Origin of the sequence: Streptococcus sp. HMSC074F05, assembly GCF_001808725.1 — a bacterium.
GTDB lineage: Bacteria > Bacillota > Bacilli > Lactobacillales > Streptococcaceae > Streptococcus > Streptococcus parasanguinis_I.
Map to the genome: position 1 here is coordinate 1 of NZ_KV794409.1, position 15,326 is coordinate 15,326.

Annotated in this window: 13 protein-coding genes; 1 reads left to right on the forward strand and 12 read right to left on the reverse strand. The window is 40.9% G+C overall.

The genetic code is table 11. The features are described from left to right. Window positions 1-51 precede the first annotated feature (51 nt). The 5 genes from HMPREF2685_RS02255 to HMPREF2685_RS02275 form a co-directional block, all read right to left on the reverse strand. Window positions 52-978, reverse strand: coding sequence for an ATP-binding cassette domain-containing protein (locus HMPREF2685_RS02255; RefSeq protein ID WP_003010296.1), 927 nt, complete (start codon window positions 976-978; stop codon window positions 52-54). Window positions 979-988: 10 nt separating this feature from the next. After that, complete coding sequence (locus HMPREF2685_RS02260) at window positions 989-2,056, reverse strand: ABC transporter ATP-binding protein (protein ID WP_003004369.1); 1,068 nt, start codon at window positions 2,054-2,056, stop codon at window positions 989-991. 11 nt (window positions 2,057-2,067) lie between these two features. Continuing rightward, window positions 2,068-2,994, reverse strand: a complete 927-nt coding sequence (gene oppC / locus HMPREF2685_RS02265) for an oligopeptide ABC transporter permease OppC (RefSeq protein ID WP_070465012.1) — start codon at window positions 2,992-2,994, stop codon at window positions 2,068-2,070. Continuing rightward, on the reverse strand, window positions 2,994-4,493 hold the full coding sequence (locus HMPREF2685_RS02270) for an ABC transporter permease (RefSeq protein WP_021154493.1): 1,500 nt from the start codon (window positions 4,491-4,493) through the stop codon (window positions 2,994-2,996). Before HMPREF2685_RS02270 ends, oppC begins: the two co-directional genes overlap by 1 nt. A 73-nt stretch (window positions 4,494-4,566) precedes the next feature. Further along, a complete protein-coding gene (locus tag HMPREF2685_RS02275) occupies window positions 4,567-6,552 on the reverse strand; it encodes a peptide ABC transporter substrate-binding protein (RefSeq protein WP_070465015.1) in 1,986 nt (661 codons plus the stop codon). 205 nt (window positions 6,553-6,757) lie between these two features. On the opposite strand from HMPREF2685_RS02275, the gene HMPREF2685_RS02280 reads away from it, so the two are divergent. After that, complete coding sequence (locus HMPREF2685_RS02280; protein ID WP_070465018.1) at window positions 6,758-7,999, forward strand: serine hydrolase; 1,242 nt, start codon at window positions 6,758-6,760, stop codon at window positions 7,997-7,999. A 58-nt stretch (window positions 8,000-8,057) separates the two neighbouring features. Here HMPREF2685_RS02280 and sufB read toward each other — a convergent pair whose 3' ends face one another. The 7 genes from sufB to mecA all read right to left on the reverse strand — a co-directional run bounded on the left by sufB (window position 8,058) and on the right by mecA (window position 15,287). Then, complete coding sequence (gene sufB, locus HMPREF2685_RS02285; protein WP_070465021.1) at window positions 8,058-9,470, reverse strand: Fe-S cluster assembly protein SufB; 1,413 nt, start codon at window positions 9,468-9,470, stop codon at window positions 8,058-8,060. A 32-nt stretch (window positions 9,471-9,502) separates the two neighbouring features. After that, window positions 9,503-9,937: a Fe-S cluster assembly sulfur transfer protein SufU gene (sufU, locus tag HMPREF2685_RS02290; RefSeq protein ID WP_003010276.1), complete on the reverse strand. Its 435-nt coding sequence runs from the start codon at window positions 9,935-9,937 to the stop codon at window positions 9,503-9,505. Then, window positions 9,924-11,150: a cysteine desulfurase gene (locus HMPREF2685_RS02295; RefSeq protein WP_070465025.1), complete on the reverse strand. Its 1,227-nt coding sequence runs from the start codon at window positions 11,148-11,150 to the stop codon at window positions 9,924-9,926. The genes sufU and HMPREF2685_RS02295 overlap by 14 nt, the downstream gene beginning before the upstream one ends. Before the next feature lie 9 nt (window positions 11,151-11,159). Beyond that, entirely contained in the window at window positions 11,160-12,422 is a 1,263-nt protein-coding gene (gene sufD, locus HMPREF2685_RS02300) for a Fe-S cluster assembly protein SufD (protein WP_003004052.1), read from the reverse strand. 66 nt (window positions 12,423-12,488) lie between these two features. Continuing rightward, a complete protein-coding gene (sufC, locus tag HMPREF2685_RS02305) occupies window positions 12,489-13,259 on the reverse strand; it encodes a Fe-S cluster assembly ATPase SufC (protein WP_003004238.1) in 771 nt (256 codons plus the stop codon). 136 nt (window positions 13,260-13,395) lie between these two features. Continuing rightward, entirely contained in the window at window positions 13,396-14,553 is a 1,158-nt protein-coding gene (locus HMPREF2685_RS02310; RefSeq protein ID WP_023919310.1) for a glycosyltransferase family 4 protein, read from the reverse strand. Then, window positions 14,550-15,287, reverse strand: coding sequence for an adaptor protein MecA (gene mecA / locus HMPREF2685_RS02315; RefSeq protein ID WP_003004768.1), 738 nt, complete (start codon window positions 15,285-15,287; stop codon window positions 14,550-14,552). The genes HMPREF2685_RS02310 and mecA overlap by 4 nt, the downstream gene beginning before the upstream one ends. Window positions 15,288-15,326: the final 39 nt, after the last annotated feature.

A 15,326-nucleotide genomic window follows, 5' to 3' on the forward strand; every position in this document is an offset into this window, starting at 1 on the left:
TTATTTTTTTGAAAGTTTTTTTGAAATAAAAAAATAGAGAGGGAATCCTCTCTATTTATATTCTTGTCTGTATTTGTTTTCTTCAGCTTTGTTAGCCCATACATAATGACCTGGTTTAATTTCAACCATTTGTGGTTTATCTTCAGAGTAATCATGTTGTTCTGGATCGTAGATTTTTAGAACTTTTTTACGTTCTAGAATTGGATCTGGAATTGGGACCGCTGAAAGCAGGGATTGGGTGTATGGATGGATTGGGTGGTTAAATAGCTCTTCAGTTTCTGCTACTTCTACAATAACCCCTTTATAGATAACTGCAATACGGTCAGAAATGAAGCGCACAACTGACAAGTCATGGGCGATAAAGAGGTAGGTCAAGCCTAATTCTCTTTGGAATTTTTTCAAAAGGTTCAAGACCTGCGCACGTACTGAAACGTCAAGGGCTGAGATTGGTTCATCCGCAATGACAAATTCCGGTTCCATGACAAGTGCACGGGCAATACCGATCCGTTGACGTTGACCACCTGAGAATTCGTGAGGATAACGTGTCAAATGTTCTGCTAGAAGCCCAACTTCATGCATAATATTTTTTACTTTTTCCTGACGTTCTTCTTCGCTGTTAAACAAATGGTGGTTGATCAAACCTTCAGAGATAATATAATCAACTGTTGCACGTTCATTCAAACTTGCTGCTGGGTCTTGGAAGATCATTTGAATTTTACGGATCAACTCTGATTTTTCACTATGAGAGTTTTTTCCGTTGATCTTGCGACCGTCATAAATAATTTCTCCAGCACTTGTATCATTCAAACCGATGATAGCACGTCCAATTGTTGTCTTCCCACTTCCTGATTCACCAACAAGAGAGAAAGTTTCTCCCTTATTAATGAAGAAATTGGCATTCTTTACAGCAACGAATTTTTTACTTCCTTCACCGAAGGAAATTTCTAAATCTTTAATTTCAACTAATTTTTCAGTCATTTCCTTCCTCCTATTCTGTAATGTGAGTGAAGCCCATTTTTGAGCCAATCTTTTCGTGAAGGTTTTCGATTACTTCTGGTTTATGAACTGTTGGTGCATCTGGATGGAGCAACCATGTCTTAGCCCAGTGAGTATCGGTTACTTTGAAAGCAGGTGCCTCTTCTTCAAAATCAATCTGCATTGCATAGTCTGAACGAAGTGCGAAGGCATCTCCTTTGATTGGAGCATACAATGATGGCGGAGTTCCTGGAATAGAGTAAAGATCACCATCTGAGGTTGACAATTGAGGCAAGCTTGAAAGCAAGCTCCATGTGTATGGATGTTTTGGATCGTAGAAAATTTCTTCTACTTTACCAAACTCAACAATTTCTCCAGCATACATAACGGCTACTTTATCTGCAATACTTGCAACCACACCTAAGTCGTGGGTGATAAAGATAACTGTAAATTGGTATTCTTTTTGAAGGGATTTCAACAAATCAATGATTTGCGCTTGAATGGTTACGTCTAGGGCTGTTGTTGGTTCGTCACAGATTAAGATATCTGGACGGCAGGCCAAGGCGATGGCAATAACGATCCGTTGACGCATCCCACCTGAATATTGGAATGGATACTCATCAAAACGACGTTCCGCATCTGGAATTCCAACTTTCTCCATATAGTCCAAAGCCATTTCTTTAGCTTCTTTAGCTGTTTTCCCTTGGTGTTTGATAATGACTTCTGTAATTTGTGAACCAATTGTGTTGATTGGGTCCAAACTTGTCATTGGGTCTTGAAAAATTGTAGCGATCTTAGATCCACGAATATTTTCCCAATCTTTATTCGATTTCAAATCTGTCAATTCTTGACCACGGTATTTAATCGAACCTTGGGCAATACGGCCATTATCTTCTAACATTCCGGTGAACGTCTTTGTCAAAACTGATTTCCCTGAACCTGACTCACCAACCAAGGCAAGAACTTCACCTTCTACTAGCTCAAGCGATACGCCACGAATCGCTGTCAGTACGCGATCGCGCACGTCAAATTCCACTACGATATCTTGAGCAGATAAAATAATATTGTTATTTGATGTCATATCTACTCCTCCTATCTATGTGTACGTGGGTCGCTGGCATCGGCCAAGTTTTGTCCGACGATAAAGAATGACAAGGATACTAAAATCAAAACAGTAAGTGGAATCCAGAATAGGTAGGCATTTGTAGTCACGTTTTGAGAATAGTCAGAAATCAACCGTCCCAAACTTGGAACTGTGATTGGAAGACCAAGTCCGAAGAAGGAAAGGAAAGCTTCGTAAGAAATAAAGCTTGGAAGTAACTGTGATGTTTGTGTCACGATAACAGATACCAATTGAGGCAAAATATTTTTCGTAACAATTTTCAAAGTTGGTGTTCCTAATGTTCGGCTGGCAAGGTTGTACTCCAAATCACGGTAACGCATGATTTGGACACGAATGGTATAGGCAATTCCGATCCATCCGGTTAAGGACATGGCAAGAATCAAGTTCCAGAAACCAGATCCCATTGAGTAAGTCAAGACGATAACGATCAACATAAACGGAATGTTTGAAATAACGTTATAAACTTCCATCATGATACGGTCGATAGATTTTGAGATCCCCCAAATTCCACCAACGATAACTCCGACTACCACGTTAATAACAGTTGCGATGAAGGAAATGATAATTGAATTCCGAGCACCAAACCAAACTCCATCAAAGAGGGATTTACCGTTATTATCTGTACCAAAGAAAGCTTTGGCACTTGGTGGATTCAAACGTGCTGAAAAGTCATTTACCTTACTTACATCGTTGTAATCAAAATTCGAGAACATTGGATAGACAAAACTCATCAAGAGAATCCCAACCAAAATAGCAAGCATGATGATCGTGGTTCTTTTTTTCAAAAATTGTCTGAATACAGATTTCCAGTATGAATACGCTGGAGCATCGATTACTTCAGAGGCAAAGTCATCGCGTTTTACAAACTGAAATTTATTTTTATCGATTGTAGCCATTATTTGCCTCCTTTCGTATTCGTTAATTTAATCCGTGGATCAAGCACTGTCATCAAGATATCACCTAACATGGCAGCAAAGATACCAAGTGATGTGAAGATGAAGACAAGTCCGATGACCATGGTGTTGTTTGATGCTTTAATAGAGTCAATCAACATTTTACCCATACCTGGGAAAGCGAAGACTGTTTCAGTAAGTGTCGCACCTGAGATAACTCCAATAATAGAACCTGGAATACCAGATACCAATGGAACCATCGCATTTTTGAAGATGTGTTTTCTTGAGATCTCACGTTCTGACAATCCTTTTGAACGAGCAAAACGGACGAAATCCTGAGAGTGAATATCGATCATATAACGACGAATCCAAACGGCGATAAATGGCGCACTCAATAAACCAAGAATCAGAGATGGCAATACATATGAACGCCAGTCCTGTGCTCCAAGTACTGGGAATGAGTCTGGAAGTCCAACAAATGAACCTGCTAGACGCACAATGTAAACAAGGGCAATAGTTGGAAGAGACATCATAAATGTCAAGGTTGCTGTTGAGATGCTATCAAACCATGAGTTCTTGAACAGAGCCATGTAAGACCCTAATGGGATCGCAATCAAGTAGGCAATCGCAATACCAATCAAACCAATGATTGAAGAAGATGCAATCATGGATGGATTCTCATAGTTGCTCAACGTTGCTGTATAGGCATCCCCTTTACCAAATCGACTGATATCTTGTGAGTCTGCCTTACTTGGTGATTTGTAGGTACGTGAGTAGATATCGATGGAAGATGTCTTTTTACCTGTTGGGAAGTTCACTTCACTCTTCTTAGTGGTTCCTTGTCCTTGGGTAATAACTTGAAGAACAGGGGTATTTGAATAAGTTGGATATGAATTTCCAAGGTTTAAGGTCACAAAGTTTTGGTGTACATATGGGAATTGACCATTAAAGTACAAGAGGTATTTGTGTTTCGTACCAGAACCTACTACTGACCAACCAATAGATGGATCATTTTCAATTCGGATATAGCGTTTGAGGTTTGGATTTGAGGCATCTTTCACCCAACCTGGATGATCAAATTGAATCAAATTCGCATAGAAACTGATGACACGTTCAAAAACCGGAATTTCACGCACCGCATAGAAAGACTTACTTTCTGGGAAACGTTTCAACTGCCAACCATGACCTAATTTGTTAATGTATTCTTTATAGATCTTTTCATTAGCAGTCGTCGCATCAACTGTTACAGAAGAATCTTCTTTACTTGCTTTTTGTTGCAAGCTCTTTGAATCCATGTATTCCAAATAACCCATGCGATCGTAGACAGTATTTTCGTAGTTGATCTTCGAATCTTTTGTCTTCGCTACTTTATTGTAGTTAGGGTCATTCTTAAAGATGAGATTTCTCGGTGTTAGCGTATAGATAATCATGTAGGTTAATGTCGTGACGAGAAAGATCGACACTAACGAACGCAAAATACGCATAAAAACATATTTTTTCATATTTCATTCCTTTAATGTCCAAAAGAACTTTCTCCCCTAGAAGAGAAAGTTCTAATGAAAATCAATAATTTAATTATTTAACGTGTTTTTCAAGATCTTGTTGAGCTTTTTTGTTTGACTCAGCTTTTTCTTTTTGCCATTTCTTAAGGGCTTCATCGTATTGTTTCTTAGTAACCGGCTCATCTTGAACTTCAACGTATTTCAAGTATGTTGAACCTTTGTTACCTGTTTGTGATGATGGTTCAGAGAATGGAACTACCTTAGAAACAACTGTTGCAGCACCTGTACTTGACATCGTTGGAATAACAATCGCACTATCTGTCAACCAAGCTTGAGCTGCTGCGTATTTTTCATAACGTTTCACAACATCTTGTGTTTCGTTGTTTGCATCGTCAAGAAGTTTTGCAAACTCATCCAAACCTACAGCTTTTGCTGATGGGTTATCTACACCACCTGCAAAACCAAGGTAAACTTTTGTTTGGTCCTCAGAAGCTGGTTGAAGAGTATCAAGGTAAGTTGATGGATCATCATAGTCTGGGTTCCATCCTACCATTCCTTGAAGATCCCAGTCTGCGTCTGCAGCTGATGGCACATTCAAAGTAATATTCAACACTTCGTCTGAGTCCATCATTTGAAGATCAAGAACGACATTGTCTTTACCAAGAGTATCTTCCACAGTTTGTTTCAGAGATTGCATCCGTGAAACAAAGTTTGTAGAATTTTGTGCTACCGGTACATCAATATGAATTGGGAATTGAACACCATCTTTTTGAAGTTCAGCTTTGGCTTTTTCAAGTTGTGCTTTCGCTTTATCTTTGTTGTAAAGACCATCTTGACCATCTGCAAGGTTGATACCCTTCCATTGGTCTCCATAAGTAGTCAACTTATCTGCAACTACATTTCCGAAGTCTTTTCCATCTACTTGTACGAACGCAGGTGCAACATATGTATTACGGATAGCTGGTTTAGCAAATTCTTTACCATTGACTTGTGCTGAGTAGCTTTCACGGTTCAAGGCAAAAGTGACGGCCTGACGGAAATCTTTGTTCAAAATTGCTTTCTTAGTAGAAGATTTTTCAGCATCGGATTTCTTAGCAGTGTGTTTGTAAGATTGACGATCAAGGTTAAAGCCAAGAACTGCTACACCTGATCCTGCTGGTGTAGTAAAGATATCGTCTTTATATTTTTTCTCTACAGTTGCAAAGTTTGAACTTGCAGGGAAAAGGCGAGCTTTTGTATAAGCACCATCAGAGAAGCCACGTGCCAATGAATCTTGGTCTGATCCATCGTAATAAGTATATTTTACTTCTTTCAGGTGAACGTTTTTCTTATCCCAGTAGTTGTCATTCTTTTCAAATACAACAGATGATTTTGAAGTGATTGATTTAAGAAGGAAAGGTCCGTTTGCAAGGATTGACTTCACATCGTTTGGTTGACCAAAATCATCTCCCTTACTCTTCAAGAACTCTGTGCTTATTGGGAACAAAATTCCGTTAGTCGTTTTAGAGTTCCAGAAAGTTTCAGGTTTGTTCAATGTGTATTGAAGTGTGTAATCATCAACCGCTTTGACACCAACTTGGCTGAAGTCTGTAGTTTTTCCTTGCACATAATCATCCAAGCCTTTGATTGAGCCTTGAACTAGTGGAAGTTCTTCTGATTTTTTATCAGCAGCGTGTTTCAAACCAGTCACGAAGTCTTTGGCAGTCACTTCGCCGTGTTCTTCACCATCCGCATCATACCATTTGACACCTTTACGAATCTTGTAGGTATAAGTCAAACCGTCTTTAGAAACAGACCAGTCTTCCGCAAGTGAAGGTACAAGGTTACCGTATTTATCATTTTCTAACAAACCGTCTACCACATTTGTAGTGATGTCATGGGTAGCAGCTTTAGAAGAAATTGTATAGTCCAAAGTTGTTGGATCTGAAGTGTAGACATAACCATAGTTTTTGTCTTCGCCTGAGCTTGCTTTGCTAGTATTTGAACTAGAACATGCAGCTAACAATCCAGCTGCAAGGAGTGTTACTCCGGCAACTGCGAATACTTTACCTTTTTTCATAGGAATTCTCCAATAGTTTTTTTAGATTTGTTTAAGATTATATCACAAGTAGAAAAAAAAGTAAACTAAATTTTCTGAATATTCGATTTATCACTATTCAAAAACCTTGCTATGACTGACTTTTTAGGCTAATTGATGATTTTACAATTTTCCATTAATCATTTGTATGATACAATAGAGAGGACTAAGCAACGAGGAAACAACTGTGAAAAAATTCTTTCTTTCTTTTTTAACCTTCATCCTGCTGTTATGCAGTTTACCTTATCAAGTCGTTCTAGCAGATGATCTGGATCTTCCTGCTCAAAGCGCTATTGCTGTTGAAGCTGATACAGGTAAAATCTTATATGAAAAGGATTCAGAGAAAAAGCGAGATGTGGGGGGACTATCTACACTCTTGACCACTTATCTGATTTTCGAAGCCATTCATGAAAAAAAACTTTCTCTAAAAGATCCTATCAAATTGTCTGAGAAAGCTCTGGCCTTAAATGATATCGAAGGTGCTGGTACTCTTCCTATGGAAGCGAACCAATATACAGTTGAACAGTTATTGACTGCTCTTTTAGTTGGAAATTCTAGCACTGCTGCCTTGGCCTTAGCTGAGAAAGTGGGGGGCTCCGAAAAAAGCTTCGTTGAAAAAATGAAGCAAAAACTTGCTGAATGGGGCATTCAATCTCCTCATTTAATCAATGCTACCGGGTTAAATACTCAAACCATCAGCGGAGATTCCGACGGGAAAGAAGACGAAAATCAATTGAGTGCTTATGATATTGCTGTTATTGCCAAGCACTTACTCCAGGATTTTCCTGAAGTGACCAAATATACTTCAAAGCCCACTGCTCTTTTTTCAAACACGCAGATTGAAAACCCCAACCTGATGCTAGAAGGCATGCCAAATTACCGTTCGGGCGTTGACGGCCTTCGGGTCAGCAACTCTACCAAAGGAGGCATCACCTTTGCTGCATCGACGACGCAAAATGGCATCCATATGATCACAGTTGTCCTAGGAGTGGAGGCAGTTGACGGTGATCCATATGCACGCTTTGTGGCTACTTCTTCTCTGATGAACTACGTGGTACGAACCTTTGTTTCTTCCATTGTCGTCAAAGAAGGAGATCCCTACGGAAAAAGTAAGGCAACTGTCATGGATGGGAAATCCGAGACTGTTTTAGCTGTTGCAAAAAAAGACTTCTATATCGTCGAAAAGCAAGGCAGTCAAGCGGAACCAAAAATTCAATTCAAAAGTAACCAAGAATCATTCCGAGCACCTGTCAAATCAGGCACAAGTCTTGGAAAATTACACTACACTGATCCAGATAAAATCGGACGTGGCTACTTAGAAGATCAAGAACCTACGGTCGATATGGTAGCAGGAAGAACCATTGAGAAAAGCTTTTTCTTAAAGGTTTGGTGGAATGAATTTGTTCGTTATGTCAACGAAAAGCTATAAGCAAAAAAATCACAATGGAGTCAAATCCATTGTGATTTTATTTTGCTATTAAAACGAATTATCCTACAGATCCTTCCATTTCGTAGCTAATGAGTCGGTTTAACTCAACGGCGTATTCCATTGGAAGTTCTTTTGTAAAGGGCTCTACAAATCCCATGACAATCATTTCTGTCGCTTCTGATTCAGACAAACCACGACTCATCAAATAATACAGTTGTTCTTCTGAGATTTTTGAAACCTTAGCTTCGTGCTCCAAAGCAACTTGTGAGTTGTGGATTTCATTAAATGGAATCGTGTCTGATGCAGATAAATCATCCATGATAATGGTATCGCACTCAATGTGAGAAACTGATTTCTTAGAGTTCTTGTTGAAGGTCACTTGTCCACGGTAGTCTACCTTTCCTCCACCTTTTGCGATAGACTTCGATACGATAGACGAGCTAGTGTGAGGGGCATTGTGGATCATCTTGGCACCTGTATCTTGGTGTTGACCTGCATTCGCAAAGGCAATGGACAACATGGTCCCACGCGCTCCTTCCCCATCCAGATAAACAGATGGGTACTTCATGGTTGTCTTGGCTCCTAAGTTCCCATCGATCCACTCAACTGTGGCATCTTTTTGAGCTTTAGCCCGCTTGGTGACCAAGTTGTAGACATTGTCAGACCAATTTTGGATGGTCGTGTAACGCATATAAGCACCATCTAAGGCAAAGATCTCAACAATCGCAGCATGGAGGCTATTGCTTGAATAGGTCGGTGCTGTACAGCCTTCTACATAGTGAACACTTGCCCCCTCATCCACGATAATCAAGGTACGCTCAAACTGACCTGTATTTTCATTGTTGATACGGAAGTATGTTTGAAGGGGGACGTCTACTTTTACGCCTTTTGGTACATAAATGAAGGTCCCACCAGACCAGACTGCTGAGTTGAGGGCAGCCAATTTGTTGTCCGTTGGCGGTACTAACTTCGCAAAATACTGTTTGAAAAGGTCTGGATATTCTTTTAGGGCAGAATCCGTATCGGTAAAGATAATCCCCAACTTTTCAAACTCTTCTTTCATATTGTGATAAACCACTTCTGATTCATACTGAGCAGAAGCCCCCGCTAAGTAAGCACGTTCTGCTTCAGGAATCCCGATACGCTCAAAGGTTTCCTTGATTTTCTCTGGAACTTCGTCCCATGAACGGGCAGGTTTATCCGAAGGTTTTTGATAATAGATCAAATCATCAAAGTCAATCTCTGATAGATCGGCTCCCCAGGTTTGCATGGGCATCCTTTTGAAGGTTTCAAAAGATTTCAAACGAAATTCGAGCATCCATTCGGGTTCATTTTTTGCTGCAGACAATTCACGAATAACCGCTTCATTCAATCCCTTCCCGGTAGAGAGAATGGGTTGAACATCATCGTGAAATCCAAATTTATATTCACCGAGATCAATTGGTTTCGGTTCGACTCTTTCTTCAGCCATAATTTCCTTTCTTTCTCTGTTTCTTCTTTTAACTATTTGCTACGTTCGATCGCTTTTTTAAGAGCATTCCATGAGAGGGTCGCACATTTAATCCGTTGTGGGAATTTTGAGACTCCAGATAAGAAGGCTGCGTCTCCCAATTCCTCTTGGCGAGGATCTGACTGGCCTTGGACCATTTCTGAAAAGACCTGCGCCAATTCTTCGACTTCCTCTTTTGTTTTTCCCATTACAGCATCCGTCATCATACTAGCTGAAGCGGTTGAGATCGTACATCCTGAATTAACAAAGGCGATATCTTCCACCCTGTCATTCTCATCAAATTTCACACTTAACTGGATCACATCTCCACAAGTTGGATTGTTGAGTTGGATCTGATCAACATCTTCAATCTGGCCCTGATGGTGAGGGTGTTTTGAATGGTCAGCTACGACCGCCATGTACAGCGAATCTAATTTAGAAAGTGCCATTGAAAAACTCCTTTGCTTTGATCAATGCCTCAATTAATTTATCACAGTCCGCTTTGGTGTTGTAGATATAAAAACTTGCTCTCGTTGTCGCTGGAACTTGTAGGTATTGAAGGAGCGGTTGTGCACAGTGGTGACCTGCACGAACAGCAATCCCTTCATAATCTAATGCTGTTGCTAAGTCATGCGGATGGAGATCTCCTAGATTGAAGGAAATGACGCCAGAACGTTTTGCTAAGTCTTGGGAACCATAAATGGTCAAGTCTTCGATCGCCTGTAATTTTGGAAACACATAGGCAATCAATTCTTGCTCATGCGCTTCTACCTGGTCCATCCCCAGCTCTTCTAAGTAATCGATTGCTGCACCGAGACCAATTGCTCCCGCCATATTAGGTGTTCCAGCTTCAAATTTCCAAGGCAATTCCTTCCAAGATGCAGATTGTTCGTAAACAAAGTCAATCATCTCGCCCCCAAACTCGATCGGAGACATTTGCTCTAAGATTTCTTCCTTCCCATAGAGGACACCAATCCCTGTTGGTGCAGCCATCTTATGGCCAGAAAAAGCAAAGAAATCCGCATCTAAGTCTTGTACATCAATGGCCATATGAGGGGTTGATTGAGCCCCATCTACGACCATGATCGCTCCAACTTCATGAGCTAATCGAGCAATTTCCTTGATCGGATTGACCACCCCTAAGACATTCGAAGCATGGGTGATGGAGACAAATTTTGTCTTCTCACTAAGCTTGCTCTTTAAGTCCTGCATATCCAGTAAGCCATCTTTTAGATAGACATAGACCAGTTTTGCTCCTGTCTTCTTGCAGGCTTGCTGCCAAGGAATGATGTTGGAGTGATGTTCCATGATGGAAATCAGGACTTCATCCCCTTCCTTTAGGACTTCTTCTGCATAGCGGGCTACCCAGTTGAGTCCAGTCGTTGTCCCTCTTGTAAAGAGCACCTCCTTGGTTGATGAAGCATTGATAAATTTTCTGACTTTCTCACGCGCTGCCTCATAGGCTGCTGTCGCTCGTTCAGCCAAAGTATGGACTCCACGATGAACATTGGCGTTATCTTGCAAATAATAGTGATTAACGGCTTCAAGAACACGTTTAGGTTTTTGTGTCGTCGCTGCATTATCTAGATAAACCAAAGGCTCATCGTGAACTAGTTGATCGAGAATGGGAAAATCTTGAGCAATCGTATTTTTATCTAGCATTGTTTCTCCTTAGCGTTGAGATAACTTTTCTTCAATGGTGGCAATCATTTCATCACGTACTTCTTTAACTGGGATTTCAACAATAACAGATCCCAAGAAACCACGCACCACTAATCGTTCCGCTGTGTGTTGATCCAGACCACGACTCATGAGGTAATACATGTCTTCTGGGTCCACTTGACCGATCGATGCAGCATGGCCTGCTGTGACGTCATTTTCATCAATCAAGAGGATTGGGTTCGCATCTGAACGTGCTTGATCCGATAACATCAAGACACGACTTTCTTGCTGAGCATCTGCTCCTTTAGCACCCTTGATAATATGACCAATTCCGTTGAAGGTCAAGGTTCCTTTTTCAAGAATAACCCCGTGTTGCAATATATTTCCGATCGAGTTGCAACCAAAGTTGGTCACGCGGGTATCAATTCCTTGCACCTGACGACCGCTTGATAAGGCAACGACTTTCAAATCTGCATGGCTTCCGTTTCCAACCAAGTCACTGTCAAAATCTGCAACCACGTTACCTTCGTTCATAACACCGATAGCCCAATCAATGCTGGCATCCTGACCTAGTTTCCCACGTCGACTGATGTAGGCTGTGACATTTTCACCCAGGCGGTCAATCGCCGCAAATTTCACTTGGGCACCTGAGCGGGCGATCACCTCAACCGTCACATTAGCAGTTGCTGTTGCTGAGCCTTCACCTTTTGATTCTAGGCGTTCCAAATAGCTAAACTTGCTGTTTTTACCTGCGATAATCAAAATGTGCTTATTAAAAGGTACATCACTGTCGCTATCCTGGTAGAAAATACCTTCGATTGGTTCTGAAATTTCGACGTTATCTGGAACATATAGCACAGCCCCACTATTAAAATAAGCCGTGTGGTATGCTGCTAGTTTATCATCGTCGTATTTAACCGAAGACATAAAGTAGTCTTCCACTACCTGAGGAATTTCTTCTAGGGCAGTATGGAAATCTGTAAAAAGAACTCCTTGGTCTGCCAAGGCTTGTGGCACCTGTTCAAATACAGTTTGAGTTCCAACTTGGACCAATTTTAAGTTTGAATCGAGGGCTGTAAAATCGGGAACATTGGCAGAAGCCTCGCTTTCTGTGATCGTCCCATCTCCAAGATTCCAGCGGTGGAATTTGACACGTTCAATGGCTGGCAATTCCAACTGATCGATCTTGTCAAAAGCTTTTTTTCGTAAATCTTGCAGCCAGCTTGGCTCAGCATGCAGTTCCGAAAAGAGGGTAATATTTTCAATACTCATTTTTTTCTCCTAATAAAGATACTATCTGTTTGATTTTATGACAACATTAGATCACTTGTCATCAGGTTATAGTTCTTCTTTATAGTCGTAACCGAGTTCTTCTGCGAGTTGGGCATATCCTTCACGTTCCAAGCGTGCAGCCAATTCTGGTCCACCTGAAAGCACGACACGACCTTCCATCATCACATGAACGACGTCAGGAGTAATATAGTTCAACAAACGTTGGTAGTGGGTGATGATCATCGCTCCAAAACCTTCACCCCGCATTGCATTAACCCCTTTAGATACGACCTTAAGAGCATCGATATCCAAACCAGAGTCAATTTCGTCCAAAAGGGCAAATGTTGGCTCCAACATCAACAATTGAAGGATTTCATTGCGTTTTTTCTCACCACCTGAGAAGCCTTCGTTCAAATAGCGTTCTGCCATTTCTTCTTTCATGTTGAGCAGTTCCATCTTTTCATCCAATTTTTTGATGAAATCACGAATAGAGATCTTCTCGTCCTCTTCTTTACCAGCATTCATGGCTGCACGTAAAAATTCTGCATTGGTAATCCCTGGGATTTCTGAAGGGTATTGCATAGCAAGGAACAAGCCCATCCGTGCACGTTCGTCTACTTCCAATTCCAAGATGTTGACACCATCAAAGAGAATCTCCCCTTTGGTTACTTCATAATTTGGGTTTCCCATAATGGCAGCTGACAGAGTAGATTTCCCTGTTCCGTTTGGTCCCATGATGGCTGCGATCTCACCAGTTTTTAGGGTCAGGTTTACACCTTTTAAAATTTCTTTGCCTTCAATTTCAACGTGAAGGTCTTTAATTTCTAATGTCGACATTGCATTCCCTTTCTTTTTACTTTGAAGTCTGGAAGGCTTCTCAAAGCAAAGATTCCTTCATCACAAAGTATTTTTTTTACCTTTCAAGTATATCAAAAAAAAGCCTAAATGGCTTTTCTTTTGATTAGAACTATTCTTATTTAGTTTTTTCTTTTCGTTTTTGACGAACTTCCTCCCGATAGGAAGAATTCCCTATATAGCGCAGAACATTTAACAAAGGACTATGATGTGGCCCCAGTACCCCAATCAATTCCGCTAACAACTCTACTCCAAATAAGAGCCCGATCACAAGTAGGACACCCCCAATGCGGCTCGAGATGTTGAGCAAGAGAGAAATCAAGGAGAAAATCATCGAAATTCCATAGATCACAAGTACAGTTCCCCGATGTGTCAAGCCCAGAGACAGAAGTCGGTGGTGCAAGTGATTGCGATCCGGTTTATAAAATTTTTGACCAGAAAGAGTCCGACGGATAATGGCTAAAAAGGTATCTGTAATCGGTACTCCGAGGATAATCATGGGCGTGACTACCGCAACTGCCGTTGCATTTTTCAAACCTTGCAAGGACAAGACAGAAATCATGAATCCGATAAACAAGGCACCGGTGTCTCCCAAATAGAGAATGGCTGGATGGTAGTTAAAGGGAAAGAAGCCAGCGATGGACGCAACCAAGACAAAGATCGTCATGGTCAGAAAGAGATTGGGTACTGGAAGAAAGAAATAGGACACAATCCCCATTGTCACCAAGGAAATAATAGAGACCCCACTCACCAAGCCATCTAATCCATCAATCAGATTGACCGCATTGGTAATGGCAACAATCCAAATCACTGTCAAAAGGTACGATAGCCATGGTTCAAAATGAAGTAAGGGACCACCAAATGGAATCTTGAAATCATTCAGCCGAAAATCTGTCAAAAACCAGACTAGACTCGCTGCCAGCAGGATACCGATCATCTTTTTCTTGGCTGACAACTCTTTTACATCATCGATCAAGCCTGTAAGAGCGATAATCCATCCCGCTCCTACGACCGGCAAGGTATAGGACAAGTAACTTTTGATTGGTGCGGTAGTGGATGTCAGCATAGGAATAAACACAAGAGTCGCAATTGAAAAAGCAATCACAATAGACAGTCCACCCGCGCTTGGCATGGGCTTGGTATTGATCCGACGCGCATTCGGATAATCTACGGCATCAATCTTAAAGGAGAATAGGCGAACCAAGGGCGTCAATACCAAGGCAATCATAAAAGTTCCAATCAGCACCAGAACAAATTGCAAGGAAAAGGACATCATAAGCTAGCAACTTTCTTCAAATTCTCAATCGCACCAGACACCATTAATAAATGACCATGTTCCTGCAGAACGGCCCGTGTCACTTCTGAATCATCCGCATACTCCCGAATGATAGCAAGTAACCAGGTTGGATATTGATTTGGTTGATCCTCTGTATCGATCAAGACAGTTAAATAATAATCAGATCCCATTTTGTATAATTCAGAGGTATCCACTGGAAAGCTGACCGTTTTTGAAAAGGCAACTGCTTGCTGGATATTTGAAAAACGCAAAATGTAATAAATATACTGACTTACTGGTGCTTCAGATGTAGGATCTTGTTCTTGATTGTCCCGCAACTCTTCTTGTTCCAAATGGTGGATAGCTTCTGCATCCCCTTTTGTCTTATCAGAGATTGTTTTTTCCAAGGTTTTGATAAATTCATCTGGCGTCATGCGTGACAACTCTTCCATATCAGGAAGATCTGACAAATCCTCAAAATCCAATTGTTGGTCAATTTTTGATTTGGTAACAAAAACATCCAGTTTATCTGGTTTTGGTGTCACACGAAAACTAAGCATCCCGCTATCCAGGAAGCTTTCTGGCATTTCGAGCTCATCCAAAATAGCGTAGAAAAATTCTTCTGTTTTTTCTTGTGGGACAAGGAAATCAGCAATTTCCATCCCACGTTCTTCTAAGTCTTCTAGTTGGATCGTGATCTTAATTGTTGAATCACTAATTTGCTTCATCTTCATAGCATAACCTCATACTTCTAGTCTTACTATTATACTAAA

Coding starts and splice junctions, on each gene's coding strand:
- HMPREF2685_RS02310 (WP_023919310.1), bottom strand. CDS start 14,553: ATGATGTCCTTTTCCTTGCAATTTGTTCTGGTGCTGATTGGAACTTTT.
- sufB (WP_070465021.1), bottom strand. CDS start 9,470: ATGGCTGAAGAAAGAGTCGAACCGAAACCAATTGATCTCGGTGAATAT.
- oppC (WP_070465012.1), bottom strand. CDS start 2,994: ATGGCTACAATCGATAAAAATAAATTTCAGTTTGTAAAACGCGATGAC.
- HMPREF2685_RS02295 (WP_070465025.1), bottom strand. CDS start 11,150: ATGCTAGATAAAAATACGATTGCTCAAGATTTTCCCATTCTCGATCAA.
- HMPREF2685_RS02260 (WP_003004369.1), bottom strand. CDS start 2,056: ATGACATCAAATAACAATATTATTTTATCTGCTCAAGATATCGTAGTG.
- sufC (WP_003004238.1), bottom strand. CDS start 13,259: ATGTCGACATTAGAAATTAAAGACCTTCACGTTGAAATTGAAGGCAAA.
- HMPREF2685_RS02255 (WP_003010296.1), bottom strand. CDS start 978: ATGACTGAAAAATTAGTTGAAATTAAAGATTTAGAAATTTCCTTCGGT.
- sufU (WP_003010276.1), bottom strand. CDS start 9,937: ATGGCACTTTCTAAATTAGATTCGCTGTACATGGCGGTCGTAGCTGAC.
- mecA (WP_003004768.1), bottom strand. CDS start 15,287: ATGAAGATGAAGCAAATTAGTGATTCAACAATTAAGATCACGATCCAA.
- sufD (WP_003004052.1), bottom strand. CDS start 12,422: ATGAGTATTGAAAATATTACCCTCTTTTCGGAACTGCATGCTGAGCCA.
- HMPREF2685_RS02270 (WP_021154493.1), bottom strand. CDS start 4,493: ATGAAAAAATATGTTTTTATGCGTATTTTGCGTTCGTTAGTGTCGATC.
- HMPREF2685_RS02275 (WP_070465015.1), bottom strand. CDS start 6,552: ATGAAAAAAGGTAAAGTATTCGCAGTTGCCGGAGTAACACTCCTTGCA.